27 protein-coding genes are annotated in these 24,436 nt (G+C 67.3%); 9 read left to right on the forward strand and 18 right to left on the reverse strand.

The genetic code is table 11. From position 1 onward, the window contains the following. Window positions 1–19: 19 nt before the first annotated feature. Both ACAX61_RS04970 and ACAX61_RS04975 read right to left on the reverse strand, forming a co-directional pair. Complete coding sequence (locus tag ACAX61_RS04970; protein ID WP_370714907.1) at window positions 20–739, reverse strand: TIGR02186 family protein; 720 nt, start codon at window positions 737–739, stop codon at window positions 20–22. 44 nt (window positions 740–783) lie between these two features. Then, window positions 784–1,698 (reverse strand): sulfite exporter TauE/SafE family protein, encoded by a 915-nt coding sequence (locus ACAX61_RS04975; protein ID WP_370713689.1) that lies wholly within the window; start codon window positions 1,696–1,698, stop codon window positions 784–786. A gap of 149 nt (window positions 1,699–1,847) precedes the next feature. On the opposite strand from ACAX61_RS04975, the gene ACAX61_RS04980 reads away from it, so the two are divergent. After that, window positions 1,848–3,248 carry a glycosyl transferase family protein gene (locus ACAX61_RS04980; protein ID WP_370713690.1) on the forward strand — a complete coding sequence of 467 codons (1,401 nt, stop codon included), beginning with the start codon at window positions 1,848–1,850 and terminating at the stop codon, window positions 3,246–3,248. Beyond that, a complete protein-coding gene (locus ACAX61_RS04985) occupies window positions 3,245–4,261 on the forward strand; it encodes a hypothetical protein (protein WP_370713691.1) in 1,017 nt (338 codons plus the stop codon). The genes ACAX61_RS04980 and ACAX61_RS04985 overlap by 4 nt, the downstream gene beginning before the upstream one ends. Window positions 4,262–4,471: 210 nt before the next feature. On the opposite strand, the gene ACAX61_RS04990 is transcribed toward ACAX61_RS04985, so the two are convergent. Then, on the reverse strand, window positions 4,472–4,987 hold the full coding sequence (locus ACAX61_RS04990; protein WP_370713692.1) for an RcnB family protein: 516 nt from the start codon (window positions 4,985–4,987) through the stop codon (window positions 4,472–4,474). Window positions 4,988–5,111: 124 nt separating this feature from the next. Next, entirely contained in the window at window positions 5,112–5,576 is a 465-nt protein-coding gene (locus tag ACAX61_RS04995; protein WP_370713693.1) for an outer membrane protein assembly factor BamE, read from the reverse strand. A 119-nt stretch (window positions 5,577–5,695) separates the two neighbouring features. Here ACAX61_RS04995 and ACAX61_RS05000 point away from each other — a divergent pair, with 119 nt between their 5' ends. From ACAX61_RS05000 to ACAX61_RS05010, 3 genes are all read left to right on the forward strand, one after another. Further along, a complete protein-coding gene (locus ACAX61_RS05000; protein ID WP_370713694.1) occupies window positions 5,696–6,208 on the forward strand; it encodes a ubiquinol-cytochrome C chaperone family protein in 513 nt (170 codons plus the stop codon). Beyond that, window positions 6,205–6,729, forward strand: coding sequence for a YceD family protein (locus ACAX61_RS05005; RefSeq protein ID WP_370713695.1), 525 nt, complete (start codon window positions 6,205–6,207; stop codon window positions 6,727–6,729). The genes ACAX61_RS05000 and ACAX61_RS05005 overlap by 4 nt, the downstream gene beginning before the upstream one ends. A gap of 79 nt (window positions 6,730–6,808) precedes the next feature. Next, window positions 6,809–7,357, forward strand: a complete 549-nt coding sequence (locus ACAX61_RS05010; protein ID WP_370713696.1) for a hypothetical protein — start codon at window positions 6,809–6,811, stop codon at window positions 7,355–7,357. Here the strand turns inward: ACAX61_RS05010 and ACAX61_RS05015 are convergent, their stop codons facing one another. The 4 genes from ACAX61_RS05015 to ACAX61_RS05030 are packed head-to-tail and all read right to left on the reverse strand — an operon-like array spanning window position 7,358 to window position 11,036. Continuing rightward, the gene (locus ACAX61_RS05015; protein WP_370713697.1) at window positions 7,358–8,194 is read right to left on the reverse strand and encodes a Crp/Fnr family transcriptional regulator; all 837 of its coding nucleotides are present in this window, start codon (window positions 8,192–8,194) and stop codon (window positions 7,358–7,360) included. It lies immediately after the preceding gene. Beyond that, window positions 8,166–8,288 carry a cytochrome bd-I oxidase subunit CydX gene (gene cydX, locus ACAX61_RS05020; RefSeq protein ID WP_370713698.1) on the reverse strand — a complete coding sequence of 41 codons (123 nt, stop codon included), beginning with the start codon at window positions 8,286–8,288 and terminating at the stop codon, window positions 8,166–8,168. The genes ACAX61_RS05015 and cydX overlap by 29 nt, the downstream gene beginning before the upstream one ends. Window positions 8,289–8,300: 12 nt before the next feature. Further along, window positions 8,301–9,440 carry a cytochrome d ubiquinol oxidase subunit II gene (gene cydB / locus ACAX61_RS05025; protein WP_370713699.1) on the reverse strand — a complete coding sequence of 380 codons (1,140 nt, stop codon included), beginning with the start codon at window positions 9,438–9,440 and terminating at the stop codon, window positions 8,301–8,303. Between the two features lie 27 nt (window positions 9,441–9,467). Next, window positions 9,468–11,036, reverse strand: coding sequence for a cytochrome ubiquinol oxidase subunit I (locus tag ACAX61_RS05030; RefSeq protein WP_370713700.1), 1,569 nt, complete (start codon window positions 11,034–11,036; stop codon window positions 9,468–9,470). Window positions 11,037–11,201: 165 nt separating this feature from the next. Here ACAX61_RS05030 and cydD point away from each other — a divergent pair, with 165 nt between their 5' ends. Beyond that, a complete protein-coding gene (cydD, locus tag ACAX61_RS05035; protein ID WP_370713701.1) occupies window positions 11,202–12,815 on the forward strand; it encodes a thiol reductant ABC exporter subunit CydD in 1,614 nt (537 codons plus the stop codon). Next, window positions 12,812–14,431 carry an amino acid ABC transporter ATP-binding/permease protein gene (locus tag ACAX61_RS05040; RefSeq protein WP_370713702.1) on the forward strand — a complete coding sequence of 540 codons (1,620 nt, stop codon included), beginning with the start codon at window positions 12,812–12,814 and terminating at the stop codon, window positions 14,429–14,431. The genes cydD and ACAX61_RS05040 overlap by 4 nt, the downstream gene beginning before the upstream one ends. A 4-nt stretch (window positions 14,432–14,435) precedes the next feature. Here ACAX61_RS05040 and ACAX61_RS05045 read toward each other — a convergent pair whose 3' ends face one another. Then, window positions 14,436–15,077, reverse strand: coding sequence for a Crp/Fnr family transcriptional regulator (locus tag ACAX61_RS05045; RefSeq protein ID WP_370713703.1), 642 nt, complete (start codon window positions 15,075–15,077; stop codon window positions 14,436–14,438). Window positions 15,078–15,102: 25 nt separating this feature from the next. After that, window positions 15,103–16,425, reverse strand: coding sequence for an oxygen-independent coproporphyrinogen III oxidase (gene hemN / locus ACAX61_RS05050; protein WP_370714908.1), 1,323 nt, complete (start codon window positions 16,423–16,425; stop codon window positions 15,103–15,105). A gap of 126 nt (window positions 16,426–16,551) precedes the next feature. Between hemN and ACAX61_RS05055 the strand changes: the two genes are divergently transcribed. Next, complete coding sequence (locus ACAX61_RS05055; protein WP_370713704.1) at window positions 16,552–17,235, forward strand: OmpW/AlkL family protein; 684 nt, start codon at window positions 16,552–16,554, stop codon at window positions 17,233–17,235. 94 nt (window positions 17,236–17,329) lie between these two features. After that, entirely contained in the window at window positions 17,330–17,770 is a 441-nt protein-coding gene (locus ACAX61_RS05060; protein WP_370713705.1) for an acetyltransferase, read from the forward strand. Window positions 17,771–17,860: 90 nt separating this feature from the next. On the opposite strand, the gene ACAX61_RS05065 is transcribed toward ACAX61_RS05060, so the two are convergent. The 8 genes from ACAX61_RS05065 to ACAX61_RS05100 form a co-directional block, all read right to left on the reverse strand. Beyond that, entirely contained in the window at window positions 17,861–18,520 is a 660-nt protein-coding gene (locus tag ACAX61_RS05065; RefSeq protein WP_370713706.1) for a F0F1 ATP synthase subunit B family protein, read from the reverse strand. Beyond that, on the reverse strand, window positions 18,513–19,004 hold the full coding sequence (locus tag ACAX61_RS05070) for a F0F1 ATP synthase subunit B family protein (RefSeq protein WP_370713707.1): 492 nt from the start codon (window positions 19,002–19,004) through the stop codon (window positions 18,513–18,515). Before ACAX61_RS05070 ends, ACAX61_RS05065 begins: the two co-directional genes overlap by 8 nt. Window positions 19,005–19,064: 60 nt before the next feature. Next, the gene (locus ACAX61_RS05075; protein WP_096343951.1) at window positions 19,065–19,292 is read right to left on the reverse strand and encodes a F0F1 ATP synthase subunit C; all 228 of its coding nucleotides are present in this window, start codon (window positions 19,290–19,292) and stop codon (window positions 19,065–19,067) included. A 46-nt stretch (window positions 19,293–19,338) separates the two neighbouring features. Continuing rightward, complete coding sequence (locus tag ACAX61_RS05080; protein ID WP_370713708.1) at window positions 19,339–20,145, reverse strand: F0F1 ATP synthase subunit A; 807 nt, start codon at window positions 20,143–20,145, stop codon at window positions 19,339–19,341. 21 nt (window positions 20,146–20,166) lie between these two features. Further along, complete coding sequence (locus ACAX61_RS05085; protein ID WP_370713709.1) at window positions 20,167–20,481, reverse strand: AtpZ/AtpI family protein; 315 nt, start codon at window positions 20,479–20,481, stop codon at window positions 20,167–20,169. Window positions 20,482–20,621: 140 nt separating this feature from the next. Continuing rightward, window positions 20,622–20,966 carry a YdbL family probable chaperone protein gene (locus ACAX61_RS05090; RefSeq protein ID WP_370713710.1) on the reverse strand — a complete coding sequence of 115 codons (345 nt, stop codon included), beginning with the start codon at window positions 20,964–20,966 and terminating at the stop codon, window positions 20,622–20,624. 29 nt (window positions 20,967–20,995) lie between these two features. Further along, complete coding sequence (locus tag ACAX61_RS05095; RefSeq protein WP_370713711.1) at window positions 20,996–21,169, reverse strand: YnbE family lipoprotein; 174 nt, start codon at window positions 21,167–21,169, stop codon at window positions 20,996–20,998. A 47-nt stretch (window positions 21,170–21,216) separates the two neighbouring features. Continuing rightward, complete coding sequence (locus tag ACAX61_RS05100) at window positions 21,217–24,420, reverse strand: intermembrane phospholipid transport YdbH family protein (RefSeq protein ID WP_370713712.1); 3,204 nt, start codon at window positions 24,418–24,420, stop codon at window positions 21,217–21,219. Between the last annotated feature and the right edge of the window lie 16 nt (window positions 24,421–24,436).

A 24,436-nucleotide genomic window follows, 5' to 3' on the forward strand; every position in this document is an offset into this window, starting at 1 on the left:
TTTACGTTGGCGCCGCGCCCTATATCCGGCGCCAGATCACACCCGCGCCCCAGCCGAAAGCGACCGAAAGCGCCACTGCGATCAGCCCGTAGAATACGCTATGTTCCTGCGCGGCGGCCGCGACGAAGCGTTCGAATCCCGATTTGCGAATATCGATTTCCCGGACCGCCGCCGCCAGCACGCGGCCGTCGCGGATCAGGAACGTCTCTGCGGTGAAGCGGCCGACCGGCACGCGCGCGGGGATGGCAATGCGCGCGCGATACAGTACCCCGTCGGTGATCTCGACCGCGCCCGGTGCCTCGACATACAGGCCCGACCGACGCCTCAGATCGACCAGCCCCTCCACAAAGCGTGACTGGACGGCCGGCGGCGCGCTGCCGATCGGGGACAATTGCAGGCTGTCGAGCCCCAGTTCGTAAATGGCGCGCGTGCGTTCATCGACGATCCGTTCGACGGGCCGCGAGGAGGCGATGGCGTAAAAGGACGGGGCCGAGCGATAGCGCATCGCTTCGGCATTGACCCACATGCCCGCGACCTTCTGCTTTTCGCGCATCCGCACCGATTGGCTCGGCCCCTTGACCACCACAACGATATCGGCGGGCCGCTCACTGGCGCGACGGTCGGGATAGAGGATCGCGCCGAACAGCAGCAGGTCCGCACCGGTGAAGCTGTAGATGATCTCGATCTCGCGCTGAGACGCATCGGGCACCAGAATGGGCGCGTCGCCGCTTTGCGCCATCAGCACCGGCGCCAAAGCCAGCGCGGCAAGGCGGCGCCACCGCTTCAAGCCAGCTCGACCGAATAGATTTCGTCGGGACGCCAGCCCAGGCCCAGCGCCATGCGGATCGCAACGCCCAGCACGATCAGCGCCAATGCAAGGCGCAGCTGTTCGGGCTTCAGCCGCGCGGCAAAGCGCGTGCCCAGCTGTGCGCCCGCGACCGATCCGATCAGCAGCAGCACCGCCAGCACGATATCGACCGCGCGTGTCGTCGTCGCGTGGACCATGGTCGCAGCGGCGGTGGTGAACAGAATCTGAAACAGGCTGGTGCCCACCACAACCTGCGTTCCCATGCCCAGCAGGTAGATCATCGCCGGAACCAGGAAAAATCCGCCGCCAACGCCCAGCAACATCGTCAGAACGCCCGTCAGCATCCCCAGAATGAACGGACCCAGCGGCGAGATGTAAAGGCCGGAGCGATAGAAGCGCCACCGGAACGGCAGCGTCGCGATCAACGGATGGTGCCGCCGCCGCGCGGCGCGAACCGTCTCCCCGCGCTTGCCCGCGCGGATGGTGCCCAGCGATTCGCGCAGCATCAGCCCACCGACGGACCCCAGCATCACCACATACAGCACCGCAATCACGGTATCGATCAGGCCACTGGCGCGCAGTATTTCGAACAACCAGGCGCCGAACAGCGAACCGAAGACGCCACCCACGACCATGACCCCGCCCATATGGTAATCAACGCCCTTGCGCCGGGCATGGGCGAACATACCGGACACGCTGGCACCGGTCACCTGACTGGCCGCCGATGCGGCAGCGACAGTGGGGGGGATGCCGTAGAAGATCAGCAGCGGCGTGGTCAGGAACCCGCCCCCAACCCCGAACATGCCGGACAACCAGCCCACGCCAAAACCCAGCGCAATGATGACAAGCGCGTTGACCGAAAGATTGGCGATCGGAAGATACAGGTCCATCGACACCTACGCGGCTGATTACCCCTGCTAGGACAGGCTGACATGAAAGGAAACCGCCTACGATCGAAAGGCGGTTACATAAGTCACTTGTTTTCCCACTACTTTGCCCGGATGCTCGGCCGCGTCCGAATCGGTTGGGGCAAGCCGGAGTGACACAGGGGGACTGGCTGCTGGCATTCGCCGAAGCGGCCTTATACGAAGCGATTCTGTTCGCCGCGATCGGCTTTGCGATCGGCGGTTTCGACGATTTTCTGGTCGATTCGCTGTATCTTTTCCGCCGGGCCGGGCTGTGGCTGCGCGGGATCGAAACCCCTACGGTTGCGGAACTCCCGCCGCCGCACGACGCGAGCCGGATCGTTGTTTTTGTCGCCGCCTGGGACGAAAGCGCGGTGATTGGCGCGATGCTCACCACCGCCGCCGCACGCTTCGAACATCCCGATTGGCGGCTCTATGTCGGCACCTACCCGAATGATCGCCCGACGATCGATGCAGTGGCTGCCGTCGCGGAAAGCGATCCCCGCATCCGATTGGTCATCGGTGAGCGCCCCGGCCCCACCACCAAGGCCGACTGCCTGAACAGCTTGTGGGAAGCATTGCTGGCGGACGAGGCGGCGGGCGAACCCAAGGCCCGCGCGGTGGTGCTGCACGATGCCGAGGACGTGGCACACCGCAACGAACTGGCGGTCTATGCCAGTCTGCTCGATCAGGGAGCCGATGTTGTGCAACTGCCGGTCCTGCCGCTGATCGATCGCCGTTCCCGGCTGGTCGCGGGCCATTATGCCGACGAGTTCGCGGAAGCGCACGCCAAGCAGATGCTGGTCCGCCAGACACTGGGCGCGGCAATGCCTCTGGCCGGCGTGGGCTGTGCGATTGACCGTGACATGCTGGCGCGCGTCGCGGCCAGTCGCGGTGGCCTGCCTTTCGACCCCGCGTCATTGACCGAGGATTACGAGCTTGGCCTGACCATCGCGCGGCTGGGCGGCCGTGCCGTTTTTGCCCGCGTGACAGAGGTGCCCGGCGGCGCGCCGGTTGCGGTACGTGCCTTTTTTCCTGCCAAGGTGGATGCGTCCGTGCGGCAGAAAGCGCGCTGGATGACCGGAATCGCGCTGGCAGGATGGGACCGGACCGGCTGGGGCCGCACGTTGGCGCTGGGTGACCATTGGATGCGGATGCGCGACCGGCGCGCGATCCTGTCAATCCTGGTGTTGGCGGCGGCCTATCTGGCGCTGGTGGGATGGGGCACGCTGAGCGTCGTCCAATGGTGGCGAGGCGATTTTACCCGCCCGTTAAGCGACGGGCTGGCATGGCTGCTGGGTGTCAATGCGGGGTTCCTGATCTGGCGCATGGCGATGCGCGCGATCTTTGTCGGTGCCGATTATGGCTGGGCAGAGGCGGCATGGTCGATCCCGCGCATGGCGGTTGCCAACTACATCGCGCTTCTGGCAGCGCGGCGGGCGATCTTTCGTTATGTCGGGTTGCTGCGCGGCGGGGCGCTGCATTGGGACAAGACCGAACATCATTTCCCTGACCTGACGCGGTCGAACGGATGAAGAGGACGGCAGGCCGACCGCTTCGATTTCTGGGTCTGGTGCTGGGCGGTTGGACAGCGCTGCGCATCGCCCTGTTGCTGCCCGAAGCCGCGCGGCTGCCCGAATTGATCACGCCAAGGGCATCGGCAGCCGATGGAGGGTTGGCATCGGTGCCGCCGCGTCTGCTGGGCGAATGGTCCGCCCCGCCCCCCAGATCCGCCGCCTTGGACGCGGCGGCCCCAGGCAGTACGACCATCGCGCGTGAACTGGGCCGTTCACGCGGCAACCTGGCACCCAGCGGGCAAGGAATGCTCAGCGTGGCGCAGCGTCAACCCGACGCTGTGTTAAATGCCCCCTATCGCCCTGGCCCCGCCCCGCCGTCGGCGCCGGATGCGCCGCGTCGGGCCGCATCGCGCCTGTCGGGCACCGGCTGGCTGGCGCTGCGACAGGGGCGCGGCGACGGGCTGGGGCCGGGCGGGCAACTTGGCGGGTCGCAGGCGGGCGTTCGCCTTCGCTATGCGCTGGGCGAATCTCGCCGCGTTGCGCTGTCTGCGCGATTGTCCTCGCCCCTGCGCGGGCGCGGTGCCGAAGCGGCGCTGGGGGTGGAGTGGCGCCCAATCCGCGCGCCCGTTTCGGTGATCGCCGAACAGCGTATCGGGCTGGATGGATCGCCGGGCGGACCGACACTGATGGCACTGGGCGGGATCAATCCCACGCCCGTGGCTGCCGGGTTCAGTCTGGAGGGCTATGCTCAGGGCGGCGCGGTGCTGCGCCGGCAACGGGTGGAGCCGTTCGCCGACGGCGCGCTGCGGCTGGCGCGCCCGGTCACGCGCGGCGGCGCACTGACCCTTGGCGCAGGTGCTTGGGGGGCGGTTCAGCGTGATGCCGGGCGGCTGGACATCGGCCCCTCACTGGCGGTCGCCATCCCGGCAGGGCCACAAAACCTTCGCCTGACAATCGACTGGCGACAGCGGATCGCAGGCGATGCGTCGCCGGGATCGGGGCTGGCCGTGACGCTGGGCAGCGACTTCTAGGCGGCGAGCGAACAAAATCGCCAGACGGGCGTTGCCCCGGCAGTCCCTTTCCCCCTTTCGGGACTGGTGCCTGTCGCGCACCGGCCGCGCCGTCGCGTATCGCGGCGCGGCCACCGGCCAGAAACGCGAAACCCGGCCGACATTGCTGTCGACCGGGTCCCCCTGTTGGACAGGATCGGGCACGGGCCGGAGCCCGCCCCCGAATTCAGGTCACCACCAGAAGCCGCGAATAACGTCGACCACCACGCCGCGGCGCTGATCGATCAGCACGACGTCGTCATAATGACGGACCCAGCGCTGGTAGCGCCCAGCCGGCGGCAGGTGATAGCGATAGGGGTCGTTGATCCAGTAACGGCGCCCATAATAGGTCGGCGCGATGCGGGCGCCGGGGCGCCACTGATTGTAACGGAACGGCGCACGCCAGTTGCCACGGGCATAGAGCGCACGGTTGCGGCCGCGCCAATCGCGCCAGTCGTTGCGGCCCCAGCGATAATCGCGGCGGTCCTCACGCAATTCGCGGCGCGCATCGCGCACATCGCGCTGTTCGCGGCGGATGTCGCGACGGTCACCACGGCGATATGCGTCGCGCAATTCGCGGCGTTCTTCCCGAACATCGCGGCGGCTGCGCTCGACTTCGCGCCACGACTGGGCGCTGGCGACACCGGGCACCGCCAGCGTCGGGATCGCGACGGCGGCCATCAGCGCGGTGGTGATCAGCTTACGCATCTCTTGTCCTCCATGTTCTCCCGGACGCTTCCGACCGTTGCCGGTCCTTCGTCCGTTGGTGGAGACTTTATGGAGCCGCGCCACTGAACGGCGCGGGAACGATCAAGTCAGCGTTGCGAAAGGATCAGGGGCCGCCAGGCGCACCCGCGCCCGGTGCGCCCACGGTGCCGATATTGCCGAACAGTTCCTGAAAGAATCCGCGCTCGCGACCCAGGGTCGGCGTCTTCTTCTTGATCGGATTGACCTCGGCAACCTGCTCCAGCCCCATCCGGTCGATCGAGGCCACATTACCGGCCCCGTCGAAACGGATGCGGATTGTCGTCTGGGCATTGGGATCGGGATTGCTGAAGGCATAGTTACGGCTGTCGCGCGACACATAATACCAGTCGCCCTGATCGAACTGCGCCGTCAGCGTGGGCTGACCCAGCGTCCGTAGCACCGAGTCGCGATTATCGACGCCCGGTTGAACCGAGTTCACCAGATCGGCGTCGATGACATAGCCCTGATGGCTTCTGAGCGGCGCGCACGCCGACGCTGCCAGCGAAAGGGCCAGCAGCGACGCGATCGCACGGGGACCGGACAGCGCCATCGAAATCTCCTGAACTCAACAATACCGATGCGCGCCCTTTGCCGATTGCATCGAACGCGATGCGCCTCAATATGCGGCCAGCGCACGCCAAACAAGGCCGTGTACGATCAGGGAATTCGATGGGACTGCTGCAACGCCTTTTCGGCTCAACCCCACAGCGCGAAGGAGAGCCGCTGTACAACGCGATCGTCGCCCGCGCGCGCCAGCCGCACTGGTATCAGGCGGGCGCCGTTCCGGACACGATCGACGGCCGGTTCGACATGATCGCCGCGGTTCTGACGATGGTTCTGCTGCGCCTGGAACACGACGGCGAATCGTCGGGCACGCTGTCTGCGTCGGTGGCGGAGTGCTTTATCGACGACATGGATGGCCAGCTTCGCCAGCAGGGGGTGGGTGACATCATGGTCGGCAAGCATGTCGGCAAGATGATGGGCATGTTGGGCGGGCGGCTGGGCGCCTATCGCGACGGACTGTCGGGTGGCGATCTGGACGGCGCGCTGGTCCGCAACATCTATCGCGGGGAAGCGCCCGCGCCGGCTGCGCTCGACCATGTGCGCGCCGCGCTGATCGGTTTTCGCGCAGCGCTGGACGAGATCGGCGCCGACCGGCTTCGCAACGGGGAACTGCCATGACGCCCGAATTTTCGCGCCCGCTACGCCTGGACCAGATCGGTGCGGGCGAAAGCGAGCATCATGTCGATGCGACGGCCGATGAACGCCGCGCGCTGGCGGGGCGTTTCGGGCTGCTGGCGCTGGACCGGCTGGCGGCCGATTATGCCGTGCGGCGCGACGCGGTGGGCGTCATCGCGACCGGCACGCTGAAGGGCAGGGTATCGCAAGCGTGTGTCGCCACCGGAAAGCCCGTGTCCGCGACAATCGACCAGCCCTTTACCCTGCGCTTCCAGCCCGAACCCGGTGACGATACGCCGGAGGAGGTTGAGCTGGACGCCGATGATTGCGACACGATTTTCTTCACCGGCGGCGCCATCGACCTGGGCGAAGCCGCGGCACAGACGCTGGCGCTGGCGCTCGAACCCTTCCCCCGCGCCGCCGATGCAGAGGACGCGCTGCGCGAAGCGGGCGTGCTGAGCGAGGATCAGGCCGGTCCCTTTGCCGGGCTGGCGGCGCTGAAGGAAAAGCTGGGCAAGGGCTGAGTCCGTCAGCGGTCGGATTTGACCGCCATCAATGCACCCGCCAACCGTTCGGGCATCAGGTCGCGCAAGGGAGAGTCCCATGAGCGATCGGGAATTCGGGCCGGTGGACACGGTGGTGCCAATCGCCCGCTATTGGCATGTCATTCGGGAGATCGAAGTCGCGCGGCTGCTGGCCCGGCAGGACCGGCGGGAGCGGCTTTGCGACGCGCTGGAAGCATGTGCCGACGCCCTGCCCGACCGGCCCAGCGACGAACATGCGCGGCAGCTATGCGCCGCGCTCGATACGCTGGCGCACGATCAGGACGGTGACGACGACCGCTTCCTGCGTTCGATCTTTCACTTGCAGGCCGACGACCCACTGACCGACGCGCTGCTGGGTCGCATCATGCAGGCACGCATCGCCGATGCCGCGACCTGTCAGGAACTGATCGCCGCACTGACGCCGCAGGGGCCCGACCAGCAACCGCTGGATGCCGACGCGATGGGGTATTTGTTGCGCTGCTGCTTCACCGCGTGGCGACAGGCGATCGCGTTCGAGGAACTGGCGATACTGACGCTGGCCGACCGGCGCCTGACGCGGGAAGCGCGCGAGATGCTGATCGCGCGGATCGCGCACCGCGCGCCGTGATCAGGCGGCTTCCGACCGATCCTCCAGCGCCGCCGGATCGCTGATCGTGATCGCCCGCCCACCAGGCAGGCGGATGACGCCTGCGGCCTTCAGCTTGGTCATCTGACGGCTGACCGTTTCGATGGTCAGGCCCAGCACATCGGCCATCTGCCCGCGCGTCAACGGCAGGTCGAAGGTCACCGGGCCGTCGGCGGTGGCGCGGCACCCGTCCGACCCGGCACGCGCCGCCATGTCGAGCAGGAAGCCCGCGACCTTTTCCTCCGCCGATTTGCGGGCCAGTGCCAACATCCGCCCGCGCGCCGCGCTCAATGCCTGCAGCGTGCGATGCAACAACAGCCGCTCCATCCGCACATGATCCTCCAGCACGCGTTCGAATGGCACGCGGGGGAACACGCATAGTTCGGCGTCGGTCAGCGCGGTGATGGTGAAATCGGCCTGTTCGGCATAAGGTTGGCCGACGAAGTCGGCGGCGTGGAGCAGGCCGACAATCTGTTCGCGGCCGTCCGCCGTCGACGCCACCAGCTTTAGCACGCCCGACAGCAGATTGGCACAGATGACGCTTTCATCCCCGGCCCACATCACGCTTTCACCGCGCGCGACATGGCGTCGCTGGCCCAGCGCATTCAGCGCCTGCAATTCCTGGTCATTCAGGCTGCCGCAAAGCGCCTGATCGCGGACCGCGCAGTCGGAGCAGATGTCGGTAAGCGCCATGACACCAGCATAACGACTGCCGGGCGGCTTGTCGCCTGTGGCCGTGCGGCCCCGGATCGGCGGCGACGCCGGGATCGCACGGCCCATGACGTGCCGCTCAACGATTGGCCGGCGCGGCCGCGTCATCTTCGATCGGCAGATGGAATTCGTGCCAGATGCCGTTCAGGATGCCGAAGCCGACCGCAAGGCCAAGGCCCAGAACCCAGGTAAAATACCACATGGCGATGCTCCGTCAGTAAAGGTCGGGATTGGTGCGGATGTCGTGCGTCGTGACCCGGCCGAACATCACCTTGTACGCCCATGCGGTATAAGCCAGGACGATCGGCAGGAAGACCACGGTCACGAACAGCATGATGCCCAGCGTCTTGTGCGTGGACGATGCGTTCCACACGGTCAGGCTGGAATGCGCGTCGATGCTGGACGGCAGGATGAAGGGAAACATCGAACAGCCGACCGTGGCGATGATCCCCAGCGCCGACGCGGACGAACCGGCAAAGGCCAGCGCCTCCCTGCCCTGTCGGATGCCGAACCACGCCAGCACCGCACCGCCAAGGCCCAGCATCGGCGCGACCGTCATCCATGGATACAGGCCGTAATTGGCCAGCCAGCCGCCGCGCGCCGGCTCGCTCAGCGTATGCAGCGGGTTGGATGGCCCGGCGGGATCGACCGCGCCGACGATGCGATAGCCGATGTCGCCATAAGCGACGAACAGATAGCCGATCGCGAACAGCAGGACCGATGCGACCGCCGCTACGCTGCCATAACGGCGTGCCCGGTCGTGCACCGCACCGCGTTCGACCTTGATCGTGATCCAGGCCGCGCCGTGCAGCACCAGCATCGCCACCGACAACAGCCCGCACAACAGGCTGAATGGCGTGAACAGGCCCAGAAAGCCGCCCTCGTAAAAACTGCGAAGGTCGCTGTCGATGCGGAAGGGCGCGCCCTGCAACACGTTGCCGACCGCCACGCCGAACACCAGCGCGGGCACGAACCCGCCGGTGAACAGCGCCCAGTCCCAGCGGCCGCGCCATGCCGGGTCTTCGCGTTTCGAGCGATATTTGAATCCCACCGGCCGCAGGATCAGCGCGGCCAGCACGACGAACATCGCCAGGTAAAAGCCCGAAAAGCTGACCGCATAGACAAAGGGCCAGGCAGCGAAGATCGCGCCGCCGCCCAGAATGAACCACACCTGGTTGCCTTCCCAGGTGGGGCCGACGGTGTTGATCACCTGTCGCCGTTCGGCATCGTCGCGCGCGACGAAGGGCAGCAGGGCAGCGGTGCCGAGGTCGAAGCCGTCGGTTAGGGCAAAACCGATGAGCAATATGCCCAACAGCGCCCACCAGATGACGCGCAGCGTCTCATAGTCGAACATGGGTCCGGTTCCTTCGAACAAATGGGTTCAGGCGGTGACGGGGGTGGCGGGCATTCGTCCGGGTGCGGGCTGGTCATGCTCTTGTGCGTCGGGTCCGTGGCGGATCGCCGCCAGGATCAGCCGCACCTCGATCACGGCCAGTGCGCCGTACAGGGCGGTGAAGCCCGCAAGGGTCGTCCACAATGCCCCCCGGCTGAGCGAACTGGCGGCAAGGAAGGTCGGCAACACGCCTTCAATCGCCCATGGCTGGCGGCCCAGTTCGGCCACGACCCAGCCCAGCTCCGCCGCGATCCAAGGCAGCGGGATCGCCGCCACGGCCAGTTTCAGAAACCAGCGCGTCTCCATATGCATCCGCAGCGAACAGAGGATGAAAGCCACGGCGAACAGCGCGATCATCGCAAAGCCGATGCCCGCCATGATGCGGAAGCTCCAGAACATCAGCGGCACGTCGGGCACCGTGTCCCATGCCGCGGCGCTGATCTGTTGCGGTGTCGCGGCGCGCGGATCGGCGACATGGCGCTTGAGCAGCAACGCATAGCCCAGATCGCGGCGGTGCGTTTCGAACCGGGCACGCGCGGCGCGGTCCTGCGGATCGCTCTTAAGCGTTTCGACCGCGTCATAGGCGATCACGCCGGACGTGATGCGCTCCTCCGCCTTCAGCACCAGGTCCGACATGCCCGCGACCGTCCCGTCCAGGCTGCGCGTCGCGATCAGGCCAAGCAACCACGGCACCTGCACTTCGTATCGGGTGGTGCGGGCGACCGTATCGGGCATGCCGAAGATGGTCAGCCCGGCAGGCCCCTCTTCGGTGTGCCAGGCGGCCTCGATCGCGGCCAGTTTCATCTTCTGGTTGTCGGTCAGGGTATAGCCGCTTTCATCCCCCAGCACGACGACCGACAGCGAGGACGCAAGCCCGAACGCCGCCGCCACCGTCATCGACCGACGGGCCACACCGATGAACCGGCCTTTCAGCAGCCAGTAGGCCGACACGCCCAGCACCAGCGCCGACGCGATCACGTAACCCGCGCTGACCGTATGCACGAACTTGGCCTGGGCGATCGGGTTGAACAGCACGGCGCCGAAATCGCTGACCTCCATGCGCATCGTGTCGGGATTGAAGCTGGCCCCGACCGGGTTCTGCATCCAGCCATTGGCGATCAGGATCCAAAGCGCCGACAAATTGGTGCCCAGCGCCACCAGAAAGGTGACGAACAAATGGCCCAGCTTGGACAGCCGGTCCCAGCCAAAGAACATCACCCCGACCATCGTGGCTTCGAGGAAAAAGGCCATCAGCCCCTCGATCGCCAGTGGCGCGCCGAAGATGTCGCCGACATAGTGCGAGAAATAGGACCAGTTGGTGCCGAACTGGAACTCCATGGTCAGCCCGGTGGCGACCCCCAGCACGAAATTGATGCCAAAGATCTTGCCCCAGAACCGTGTCGTCGTCCGCCAAATCGGGCGGTTGGTCATCACATAGACCGATTCCATGATGACGAGCAGGAACGACAGGCCCAGCGTCAGCGGCACGAACAGGAAATGATACAGCGCGGTCAGTGCGAATTGCAGCCGCGACAGGTCGATGACCCCGAGGTCCATGAACGATTCTCCCCCGCGAGCCGCAATGCCGGCCCGATCACGAACGCCGGGCTAGGCTGACGTCGCGCGCCAGACATTGACCGCGGTCAAAGACGGCACGCCCGCCGCGCGGGACTGAGGGCCATGCACGCGATTTCCCCCGACCGGGCTTCGAACCGAGCCCGCATGACATGGATGAACGCCATTGCCGGGCGGCAAACGGGCGGCGCGACCGCGCTGCTGCTGCTCGATACGCTGGCGGCGATCGGCTTTGCCGGGGGCATTGCCGGTGCGGTGACGGCGGTGCCGTCCGGTATCGCGGCGGTGCTGCCCTGGGCAATGCTGGCGGCGGCGGCGGGCATTGCGCGCGGGCTGTGCGCGATGCTGGCCGCGCGGGCGGGCGCCGCCGGGTCTGCACGGGCCAAGCTGGCGCTGCGCGCGCGGGTGATGGCGGGGGCGCTGCATCGGCAACCGGGCGCCACGCTATCGCCCGGCGACTGGACCGGCGCGGCAACCGATGCCGTGGAGGCGATGGACGGCTTTGTCGCACGCTTCCTGCCCGCGCGTCGCGCTGCGGCGCTGGCGCCGGTGCTGGTGCTGGCAGCTACCGCCTTTGCCAGCCCGATTTCGGCGACGATCTTGGCGGCGACGCTGATCCCCTTCATCGCGGCGATGGCGCTGGCCGGCACGGCGGCGGCGGACGAGTCGCGGCGGCAATTCGCCGCGCTGGCCCGGCTGTCGGGCCATTTCGCCGACCGCGTCCGCGCCCTACCCGTGGTGCTGGCCTATGGCGCAGGCGCGCGGGAGGCCGATGCCGTCGGCGCCGCCGCCGCCGATCTGGCCCGCCGCACGATGCAGGTGCTGCGCGTCGCATTCCTCTCATCGGCGGCCCTCGAATTTTTCGCCGCGCTGTCTGTCGCGCTGATCGCGGTCTATTGCGGGTTCAACCTGCTGGGCCTGCTGCCCTTTCCGGTGCCTGAGCGGCTGACATTGGGCCAGGCCTTTTTCGTGCTGGCGCTGGCGCCCGAATTCTATGCGCCGATGCGGCGGCTGGCGGCGGCATATCATGATCGACAGTCGGCGATGACCGCGGCGGAGCAGTTGATGGCGCTGCCAGAGCCAGCCCCGGCATATTCCGCCGTCCCGTTGCCCGCCGGTCCCGACATTCTGTTTCGCGACGTCACCGTTCGCCATATCGGCTGCGACGCGCCCGCCATCGATCGCCTGTCCTTTTCGGTTCCGCCCGGCGCGACAGTGGCGCTGCTCGGCCCGTCGGGCAGCGGCAAGACCAGCCTGCTGCACCTGCTGCTCGGCCTTGCGCCCCTGTCCGGGGGCGAGGTGATGGTCGCTGGACAGTCGCTGGCGTTGATGGGCAGCGTTGCCGCTTCTGCCGCCTGGGCCGGGCAACACCCGTTGCTGATCGCAGGTACGATCCGCGACAATCTGTTGCTGGGCAATGGGGAAGCAACCGCCGCCGATCTGCGCCGCGTTCTCGCAGCGGCAGGATTGGGGCCAATGCTGGCGCGGCGAGAACATGGGCTGGACAGCATCATCGACGCGCGCGGCAGCGGCCTGTCGGGTGGGGAGCGGCGGCGGCTGGCACTGGCGCGCGCGTTGATCAAGCCCGCCCCGCTGCTGTTGCTCGACGAGCCGACCGCACATCTCGACCATGCGGCAGAGGCGGCGATGATCGCGACGTTGGCGAGCGCTTGTCGCGGACGCACCACGCTGATTGCGACGCACAGCGCCGCGTTGGCCGCCATTGCCGATCATGTCATCGAACTGGGAGCCCGCCCATGACCCTTGCCGCCCTGATCGCGGCGGAATGTCGCACTGAATTCCCCCGGCTGGTGCGCGCCGCCGCCTGTGCCGCGTTGATCGCCGCCGCGTCGGTGATGCTGCTGGGCCTGTCGGGATGGTTCATCACCGCCGCCGCCATTGCCGGCGCCGGCGGTGTCGCGGTGGCACAGGCGTTCAACTATCTGCTGCCATCGGCGGCGATCCGCCTGCTCGCCATCGTGCGGACCGGCGCGCGATATGGTGAGCGGCTGGCGGGGCATGGGGCTGCATTCGGCGCGCTGTCGCGCATCCGGCCCGCCTTGTTCCGCGCCATTACCGCGATGCCGGTCGGCGACGCCCTTGCGCTGGGACAGGGGGATGCGACCGCGCGGCTGATCGGCGATGTCGATGCGGTCGAAACCCGTTTCGTCCGTCGTTCTGCCCCATGGGGCGTGGCGGCGGCGCTGGCATCGGGCGGGGCACTGACGCTGCTGGGCGGTATCGACGCCGCGCTGGCGACGCTCGGCTGTGTGCTGGCGTTGCTGTTTGTCGGCGACCGGCTGGCCCGGCGGATGGAAGCACCCGGGCGCGCGGTGCAACAGGCTATGGGGGCGCTGCGCGATACGGTTGCGACGCTGAACGACGCCGCGCCCGAATTGCGCTGCTTCGGGCTTGAGGCATGGGCAGCGGCACAGGTCGACGCGCATAGCGCCGCGCTGGCAACCGCGCAGCGCCGACAGGCACGGGTCGCAGGCTGGTTCGAGCTGCTTCATGCCGGTGCGCTGGCAGGGGCGGCGGCGCTGGCGCTGCTCCTGTCGGTAGAGGCCGGGGCGGCGATTGCTGCGCTAGCGGCGCTGGCGGCGGCGATGACGGTGGACAGTGTCGCACCGGTGCTGCGGACCATGACCGAACGCGGGCGCTTGCGTGAGGCGGAGGAGCGTATCGACGCGCTGCTGGCCAGCGGCGGCACGGTGCGTGGCGCGGAAGGGCCCGGCCATCCTGCTATCGACTTTGCCGGACCGCGGCCGACGCACGTCGCGCCCGGCACGCGACTGGCGCTGATCGGCCCATCAGGCGTTGGCAAGACGACCTTGGTCGAAACGCTGATCGGCTTGCGCCCGGCACAGCCCGGCACCATCGCCATTGGCGGCGTGGATCTGTCCGCGCTGGCGACGGAAGCGGCGCGGCGCTGTTTTGCGTGGTTGCCACAGGATGCGATGCTGCTGTCGGGCACGGTGCGCGACAACCTGTTGCTCGCCCGACCCAATGCGGACGACGCGACCCTGTGGCAGGCGCTGCACGACGCTGCGCTCGATGGACGGGTGCGCGCCATGCCGCAGGGGCTGGACAGCTGGATCGGCGGCAATGGCGAAACGCTGTCGGGGGGTGAGCGGCGGCGCCTGGCGCTGGCCCGTGCCTATTGCGCCGATGCGCCCTGGCTGCTGCTCGACGAGCCGAGCGAGGGGCTGGACCCCGCGACCGAGGGCCAAGTGGCGGCGCGGCTGTCGGCACGGCTGGCGCGTACCGGGCAGGGGCTGATTCTGGTCAGCCATCGCCCCGCAATGGTCGCGCTGTGCGATGCGCAGATGGCGGTCGGTGCCGCCAATGGCGTGGCGGACGGACGCTGCGCCGCCTGAACGCTCAGCCCGTCCGTTGGCGCAATCGCTCCCGGTCGAGCAATTCGACGCCGCGACCCGACGGCAGGGCGATGATGCCCGCGGCCTTCAGGGCGGTCATCTGGCGACTGACCGTTTCGATGGTCAGGCCCAGTGCCTCCGCCATGCCACCACGGCTGAGCGGCAGGTCGAACCGTTCCCCACCCCCTCGCGCCGCCATATCCAGCAACAGGCCCGCCACCCGCTCGCCCGCGCTGCGGCGGCCGAGGGTCAGCATCCAGCGCCGCGCCTCCGTCAGCGCCCCCAGCGCGGCGCGCAGCAGGACATGGACGGCGGCGGGATGCGAATCGAGCAGCGCGGCCAGCGGGGCGCGCGGATAGACGCATAACTCGGCATCGGCCAACACCACGATCGTCTCGTCCGCCCGCGCGGCAAAGGGATTGCCGACCAGATCGCCGGGGAACAGCAGGCCGACGATATGCTGGCGCCCGTCGGGCAGGTTGCGTACCACCTTGAGCGCGCCGGACACCAATGTCGCGCAGTTCATGGCCGGATCGCCTGGCCATGCCAGCACCTGCCTCGCGGGAGCGCTGCGCCGCCGGGCAATCTCGCTCAGCGCGGCAATCCGTTCCGCGTCGAACGCGCCGCACAGGCCAGTGGCCCGCACCGCACAGCCCGAACAGCGCGACGGCTCACACGGCATTGCTGAAGCGCGCCGAACCGGGTTGGCGATAGGCGTCGAGCGTGGCGGCAATCGACCGCGCATAAGGCAAGGCCGTGGAGTCGAGCGTCAGCCGCGTCCCGGCCCAGCGCACCAGCCCCGCCGCCTCGAACGGCACCAATTGCGCCCGAACCGCCGACAGATCAGGAATATCGGCCAGATCCGCCGCCCCCTGACACAGGATGGCGGCGATTGCGCGGCCGCGCACCCGGTCGTCAGCGCTCAAACGGCATCCGCGCGCGGTGGCAGAGCCGTGCTGCTCCAGCATCATGTGATAGCGCCCGCTATTCTTCTCATTCTGCAACAGCCGGTCGGGAAAGGCGCTGATCGCGCTGGCGCCAAGGCCGATCACCACCGACGCGCCATCGTCGACAAAGCCCTGAAAATTGCGGTGCAGCCTGCCCGCCGCCGCCGCGCGGGCCAGCGGGTCGCTTGGCCGCGCGAAATGGTCAAAGCCGACTGCATCATAGCCCTCGGCAGTCAGCACTTCATGCGCCAGCGCCGCCTGGGCAAAGCGTTCGGCGGCGCCGGGCAACGCCGATGCGTCGATCCGCCGCTGTCGCGGAATCACCTGCGGGACATGGGCATAGCCGAACACCGCCAGCCGATCGGGCATCATGGCAATGGCGGTCGCAAGCGTCGCGCGGAGCGCCGCCGCATCCTGTCCGGGCAGGCCGTACATCAGGTCGAAATTGAGCGAAGTGACCCCCGCCCTGCGCAGCCATCCAACCGCGCGGGCGATGTCCGCCGGTGGCTGGACCCGACCAATCGCCGACTGGATTGCGGGGTCAAACGTCTGAACGCCGAGACTGGCGTGCGACACGCCCGCATCGGCCATAGCCGCTGCCCATTCAACGTCGAAGCCGCGCGGGTCGATCTCGACCGACAACACCGCATCCTCGCACCGGAACCGCTGCCGCAAATACTCGGTCAGCGATGCAAACGCCGCCGCCGCGATCGCATTGGGACTGCCACCACCAAAGGCGATGCGGGACACACGCCCCCTGCCGGCCAGTCGCGCCGCCAGCCGGTCGATCTCCTCACCTAGCCGGGTCAGATAGGCGCTCAGCCGCGCGCTGCGATTCGCGGCCCCCGTGTTGCACCCGCAATACCAGCAGATCTCGCGGCAATAGGGGATGTGGACATAAAGCGAGATGGCTTGGTCCGCCCCCACAAGGTCCAGCGCCGCCGCCATGTCATCCGGTCCGACGATGTCCTGAAAGTCGGCGGCGGTGGGATAGCTGGTGTAGCGCGGCACCGGCCGGGCGAGCAGTTCGGGGTGATAGGTCCACATGCCCCGGTCCATGGGCCGGACGTGCGCCCCCCTCTTTGATCCGCGTCAATTCGCCGTTTGGCGACCGTCAATGTTTCCGCCTGTCCCTCGCCCTAGCGATGCCGCACCAGACAGGAGCCATAATCCATGAAGATTGCACTGATCGGCGCCGCCCTGATCGCGATTGCGGCCGCCACCGCACCCGCCGCCGCGCAGGAGGAGGATCGCACCGGCATCCGTGCCGGGGACGTGCTGCTGCGCGCCCGCGCGATCATGGTCGCGCCGAACGAACGCTCAAGCGACATTCTGCCCGCCTTCCCGGGTGAGCGCGCCAGCGTCGACAATTCGGTGATGCCGGAGCTGGACCTGACCTATATGGCGACCGACCATATCGGCTTTGAATTGATCGCCGCGACCACCCGGCACAGCGCCAGCGGGCGTTCGGGGACGACCCGCTCGATCGGCAAGCTGGCGAACACCTGGGTGCTGCCGCCGACGCTGACCGCGCAATATCACTTCAACCCGCGCGGCAGTATCCGCCCCTATGCCGGGGCGGGGATCAACTACACCATCTTCTGGGACGAGGAGCCGACGCGCGGGCTGACCGGTGCGGTGGGTCAGACGCGCGTGCATATGGACGACAGCGTCGGCTGGGCCGCGCAGCTGGGCGTGGATGTCGATCTGACGCCCCGCTTCTTCCTGAACCTCGACGCCAAATATATCGACATTGATACCGAGGCGCGGTTGGATACCACCGCTGCGGGAACGCAGACGGTAAAGCTGGACCTTGACCCACTGGTGGTCGGCGTCGGGATCGGCCTGCGCCTATAAGGGCCAAACAGTGGCGCCCGCTCCCCCGATATGGGTGAGCGGGCGCTTTTGCTTACGGATTGCCGGCTGCGTTCGGCTGTGCCAGCGATCCACCATGGCAACGATCCGGCGACAGCGCCCCGGTGAGGGCAAGCGCATTCTCGACATCTGGCGGGACGCGGTCGACGCGACCCACGCATTTCTGTCGACCGATGACCGCGCGGCACTGGACAAGATGCTTGCCGGCTTCCTCCCGAACGCACCGTTATGGGTAGCGGTCGATACTGAAGACCGCCCCGTTGCCGTCATGCTGGTCGAGGATGGTCATATGGAGGCACTGTTCGTCGCCCCGCTTTGGCATGGTCGGGGCATCGGCACCGCCATGATCCGACATGCGCTAGCGCTGCACGGGTCGCTCACCACCGACGTGAATGAACAGAATAGGCATGCGACTCATTTTTACGAGCGAGCCGGCTTTCATCGCATCGGCCGCTCGCCGCCCGACAGTCAGGGGCGCCCCTACCCCCTTATTCATCTCAGACATGGTGACCGCTGATTCCCGGTGGCGCAATAGATGCGCCCACAAACGCAAAACGCGCGCCCGGGTCGGACGCGCGCCTGCTTGTTTGAGACCCTGTGCGAACGATCAGTTCGGGCGACCAAGTCCTGCAATCGTCCGGTCGACCAGTGCGCGATCCGCATCGGCGCCGTGCTTTTCAGCCAGGATGGCGGCGGCTGCCTTGGCAGCAGCATCGGCGGTCCGCACGCGGATGTCGCTGATCGCCTGACGCTCGGCAGCGGCAATCTTGTCCTCCGCCATGCGCGCACGGCGCTGGACCAGTTCGGCAGCGTCGGCTTCCGCCTTGGCACGCAGTGCGGTCGCTTCCGTCTCCGCATGGGCCACCATTGCGGCTGCATCGGCTTCGGCCGTGGCCAGCTTGCGCTGATATTCGGTCTTCAGCGCCTCCGCCTCGGCACGAAGCGCCTTGGCTTCGTCCAGTCGGCCGCGGATGGCGGCGATCTGGCCGTCGAGCATACGCCCGATCAGCTTTGGCACGCCCTTCCACAGCAGGATGACGATGAACACCGCCATGGCCGCCGACACCCAACCCGTGGGGTCGAGGAACAGCGCAGTCGGATCGCTGTGCGGAACCGCTTCGCCATGCGTTTCGATCGCGTTCACACCGGTTTCGGGCATCCCCATGCCTTCACCATGCGCGGCGGCATCGAGTTCGGCCTGGTAATTGGCCTGGGCTTCGACGCCGGTCTGAACCACCGGATCGCCGTGTGTGGGTGCATTAGCCATGGAGCACTGCCTTCACGGCGCCGCGCGCCTCATCTTCGGTGACATTGGCACCCGACAGGCGTGCGACGATGTCACGCGCGGCATCGGCGGCCACGGTTTCGATCTCCGCTGCGGCAGCACCGCTGGCAGCGGCAATGCGCGCTTCGGCCGCCTCGATGCGGGCGGCGTGGTCGGCATCGGATGCCGCCAGCCGTGCTTCGGTCGCCCGCGTCGCCTCTTCCTTGGCAGCGGCGAGCGTCGAGCGGGCGCGTTCGCGAGCCGCATTTTCGTCGGCCCGCCACTTGGCCTCGTCCGCATCGGCTTCGGCACGTGCTGCCTGCGCTGCCTTCAGATCGGCAGCGACCTGATTGTCGCGCGAATCCATCGTCGACTGGATCTTCGGCACCATGCCGCGCCCGACGATGAGAAACGCAAGGCCGAACGTCACGAGCAGCCAGAAAAGCTGCGACGCATAGGTTGCGGCGACCTGTTCGATCTGAGGCATCTGGGTTTCCTGCTGCTTGTCAGGGCCGGCGACATGCCGGCCCCGGATCGTCGGCGTGAATTACGCGACGAAGATCAGCAGAACGGCCACGACGAATGCCAGCAGGCCGAGAAGTTCGGCAGCCGCGAAGCCGATGAACATGTTGCCCTGCTGGCCGGCAGCGGCCGACGGATTGCGCAGCGCGCCTTCGAGGAAAGCGGCGAAGACGTTGCCCACGCCCAGCGCGGCCAGGCCCGCACCGATCGCCGCAAGACCGGCACCCAGCAGCTTGATTGCGTCAGCTTCCATTGTTCAACTCCTTGGCAAATACGTTTGTTACGTTGAAATCGGGAACTCAGTGATGGTCGTGCAGATGCTCGGCATCGTTGATGTACAGCGACGTCAGCAGCGCGAAGACATAAGCCTGAACGCCAGCCACCAGCACTTCCAGTGCCGACACACCGACCATCAGCGCAAAGCTGGGGATGCCGACGGCAAGGCCGACACCCGCACCGGCGTTGGCCGCGTTGACAACGAAGCTGGCCAGCACCTTGAGCAGGATGTGTCCGGCGGTCATCGCCACGAACAGTCGCAGCGCCAGGCTGAACGGGCGAACCATGAACGACACGAATTCGATCGGCGCGACCAGCAACAGCACGGGGATCGGCGTCCCCTTGGGTGCGAACAGGCTGAAGAAGCGCAGGCCGTGCTTCGCAAAGCCGACGATCAGCACGATCGAGAAGCTCATGATCGCCAGAACGCCCGTCACCGTGAAATGGCTGGTGAAGGTGAACGGATGCAGCCGGAACAGACCCAGCGGCAGCAGGCCGATCAGGTTGCCGAACAGGATGAACATGAACAGCGTGAAGACATAGGGCACATATTTGCGCCCGGCATGGCCGATATTCTGGGCAAGCAGCTTGTCGATGAAGCCGACAAAGCCCTCGACCATCATCTGTCCGCGACCGGGGACCAGTTCGCGCTTCATGCCCATCAGCATGAATGCCCACAACGCGACCAACGCGGCGACCATGTACAGCGCCGAGTTGGTGAACGCGATCGTGTGGCCACCGATCTGGAAAAGATCGTGGATCGACTGCACCTCGAACTGGTGCATCGGGTCGATGGTGCCTTGTCCTTCAGCCGCCACTGCCGTTCCCATTTGACCAAAGCGCCCGAAGCCTTACTCCGAGCGCTTGCGAGAAATCCTGATGATGTTCCTGAACGCGCTGACGATGCCCAGGGCAAGCAGCACAAGCAGGAGCCATGGAGAGGTGCCCAGAAAGTAATCGAGCGTCCACCCGATCACCGCACCGCCAACCATTCCCCCGATCAGTTCGGCAAGCACGCGATTACCCAGGCGATAGCCATCCTTGCCGGACGGCCCCTCGCCTGATCGCCGTGCCTCCTGCGAAGTCGCGCGCCGCAACCGCTCATCGAGCGATTCGAGCCGCGCATCCTCCGGCAAGGGGTCCGGTCCGGGCTGTTTTTCGGCCATACACTCTCCCCAGTCATTATCGCCGGGGCAAGTGCATGTGCCGAGCGGCAAGCCCGCCAAGGCAAGCGCCGCTTACGGGCGGGTGCGGGTCAAGTCAACCGGCCCGACGCCCATAGCGAATTGTCGTTGCGGAGTGTTGCCTAGACGCAGCGCGGATCGCGTTCGGGCGCCCCGGCGCCGCGCTTTTTCCAGCTGCCGTCGGGCGCCTGATACATTTCCCCCGGCTGGGTGCGCGCGATCAGGTTGCAGCCCGACACGAACGCAAACTGCTCCACGGTCGATCCGGCCTGCGCACCCTGGGTATAGGCGGCCTTGCGCTGGATGTTGATCTTGTTGACCAGCGCGCGAATATCGGGGGTCGCAGTGCCGACAATGCCAAGATAGCCGTCGGTCCGTTCGCCCACCTGTCCGGCCGCACGTGCGGCGGCGTAAGCGGGGTCGCGCTGGGCATGCGCGGTGCCCGCGCCCAGTATGGCGATTGCCATTACCACTGCCTTCAGACCGTAACGCATTGTCAGAAAATCCCCGGATTCTGCTGGATCAGCGATTTCGCCTCGCCATCCAGCTTGTACACCACTTCCTGCGTGATGCTGATATTCAGATTGATGACGATCGGTTTGTCGGGCGCACTGACATTGACGCACCCGCCAAGACCGATTGCCGCGACCGCCGTCGCGATACTGAACATAGGTATCCGAATCGCGCTTTTCATTGGCGGCATCAATCCTGTTTCGCTCATGGCATGGACTCGCTTTCAGGGGACTGAACGTCGCGCTTGCGCTGTTCCTCGATCAGCGCGGGCAGGTTGCGCTCGATCAGGCGCGACGGTTCGTAATAGGAACGCACCGAATCGAGCAGTTGCCGAAACGGCGCGCGGACGGTGACGTTGAATACCAGCGGCAGGCGAGCGAGGCGGCGGACGATGAAGTTGCTGCTCGCACCCTCCCCCTGGCTTATCCCTGCAAAGCGGATTTCGGTGACCATCTCGCCATCCAGCGGCCCGCTGAGCGTCAGATTCAGTCGTTCGTAACGCAGCGATTTTAGCGACTCGAACGCGAAATTGCCCCAGGTGCCCAGATCCTCCTGCGACACTTCGCCGACATAGGCGATGGTCCCGCCCCCCTCGCGCACGGTAAGGCGCCCATCCTCGATCCGGCCGCCGCGCTCGTCAAAGATCATCGGCAAGGTGCCGTCGAATGTGCCTGTGGCGTTCAGATTGTCGAATTCGAACTGTTGCAGGAACGCGGCCGCATCCACACCCTCGACATGAAAGGTCAGACGCCGCTCCTTGCCGGTCGACAGGTCGATGACCGTGGGGTCTAGCGTCAGCGCCCCGCCCGCAAAGGGCCAGCGCCCGCCCTCCACCTGAACCTTCTGGTCGCCGATCAGCCGGTATCGCACCTGCCCGTTTTCAACCGGGATGCCCGGATTGACGCTGGCGATCGTCGCGACCCCGCTTTCGGTCTCCAGCCCCAGCAGGTCGGTAAAGCGGATCTCGCCTGACAGGCCGGTGACCGGGCCGAAAGCAGCGGCAAGATCGGTGCCGGCCGTGCGAAAGACGCCGTCGCTGGTCACGCCGTCGGGCGACCAGCGGATGTGGCCGGTGCCTGACACGCTGCCCCGCACATCCGCGATCACGCCGTAAACCAACCGCGTCAGCGCATCGGGTTGCAGCCGCTCATCGAATTGCAGATCCTCGACCGCCAGCACCGCATCGCCGCTGCCCGCACCCAAATCATGCGCGATGGTCACGCCCGCCACCCGCGCGCCGCCCTCTGGCGCAGTCAGCGTGCCGGTGGCGTCGATTTGATTATCGGCCAGCGTCAGGCGGAAGTCATTGGCAGCCAGCGGCTCGAACCGGGCGGGGGTGGCGGCATCGGCCACGCGCAGCCGCGTGCCGTCGAGGGTCAACGCCCCATTTGCAAAGCGCCACGCACCCGCCCCTTCGCTGAGATTGAGCGGCACGTTGCCGATGGCACCGGCGGCATCGGCAAAGTCACCCGCGATACCACCCGCCGTCGTCGCGCCCGCCAGCGTCCCGATTGACAGACGGGACAGTCGATCGGCGCAGCCCAGCCGCGCCTCCACATCGGCAAACGTAAAGTCCAGCCGCTGACCCAGCCGCACCGTTGCGGTCCGCGCCGCCAGCGCCAGCGGCGATCCGCCCAGCGTACCTGCCACACGCGACGCGGCAATGCGGGCACCCGCCGCCATGCCGCCCGGGCCCTGTCGGAACAGCGTGCTGCCCAACGGGCATAGGCGCAGCGCGACGGCACGCAGGTCGAGGCTCGACACCATCAGCCGGTCCATGCCCATCGGCACGCAGCCCGGCGCCAGCGCCAGTTGCGTGCCACCGTCCCAACGCAGGTCGAGCGGCAGGTCCAGCCCCTCGACCCGACCACCCGGCAATGCCAGTGTGGCGCGCATTCGCGTGGCGATCCGCGTGCCGCCGTCGGCAGCCCGCATGAAGCGGACGGGCGACAGCGCCACGCGCTCACCGCCTGCCGCAAATGACGCGACCGACACTTGCCCGGCGATCGGCCCACCCGGCCGCGCCTGTTCCAGCTTAGCGGTGAAACGCGGCAAGCCCCCGCCCCCGCCGCGCAAATTCCCGTCCAGCATCAGCCGGTTGCCGGGCCAGCCAAAGCCGATCCCGCGCGCACCGGCAAAGCGGATGCGCGCACCGCTCGCCGCGCTCAGGTCCGCCGCGCCGACGACCAGCGCCCCGCGACCGCCCGCTATGGTCAGCGCGATGTCGGCGTTGCCGGCCAATCCCCGCGCCGCCGCCGTCACCGCGCGGTCGAGCTCGGCCGCAAGCGCCGAACCGGGCGTCCCTGCCGCCAGCCGTAACGATATCGGCTGCATATCCGGGCGGATGCGCGCGGCGCTGACCCGGCCGGCAAGCCGCGTTTCACCACCGCCGAGCCGGAACGGACCGGCAAAGGTGAGATCGGCGGCGCTCCCCTGATCGGCGCTCACCGCCTTGGCGCGAATGTCGGCGCGGCCCTCGGTCCGGGCGGCGTTGCCGGCAAAATTGACGGTGCCGCCCAATGACGCAGCGCGCATCGCGGGCGTATCCAGCCGGTCGACCGCCAGCCCCACCTTGCCCGACCAGCGATCCAGGGCCTCCGGCAATTGCACATCGACCGTCAGGCCAAGGCCCTGCGCCAGATTGTCGCCACAGGCACCGCCCGTCGCGCGGACCGGTCCGGCAAGGGCGATGCGGCGCTCACGGATGGCGATGTCCATCGCGGCGCGCGCGCCCGCCAGTCGGCATCCCGCCGCTGAAAGACGATCCGCGGCCAGCGCCAGCCGCCCGTCAAACCCGTCGCTCAACTGCCCCTGCCCGCTCAGCTTCGCGTTCAGCACGCCCAACGGCGTTTCGATCCGCGCACCGCCATCCGCGATCTTCACATCGAGTTCGGGGAGCGTGAACGGCTTGCCCGACGGCGGCGGCATCATCCGGTCCAGCGCGCCCAGCGACAAGCGCCCGTCGCGCCATACCGCGCGCAACCGCACGCGCCCCGCATCGACCCCGGTCACTTCGGGCGCGCCCAGGCCCAGCCGGGTCCGCACCTCGATCCAGTCGGCGACCAGATCGGGGCGAGCGGGATCGCCAATCACCACATTTTCCAGCCGCTGGGTCGATGTGCCGATCTCGGTGACGTCATAACGCGCCTGAACGCCGCGCGCGGCCAGTTCGCGCGCGATAAAGTCCGCCGCGATCTGGCGGCGCTGCGACCAAAGGATCACCAGCGCGATCAGCAGCACCAGCGCGATCGCCATCGGCACGCGACCGCGACGCGGCACGCCGAACAAGCGCCACCAGCGCCGCGCCGGCGCGGCGCCCGGCTCTTCTTCAGCTTGTGCCGTCACAATTCCCCGAACCGCCGAACGGCCAAATCGTTGCGCGGTCGAACGGATCGGGTCAAGCGTCACGCTTGCACACCACCGA

The sequence above is a fragment of the Sphingomonas sp. IW22 genome (assembly GCF_041321155.1).
GTDB lineage: Bacteria > Pseudomonadota > Alphaproteobacteria > Sphingomonadales > Sphingomonadaceae > Sphingomonas.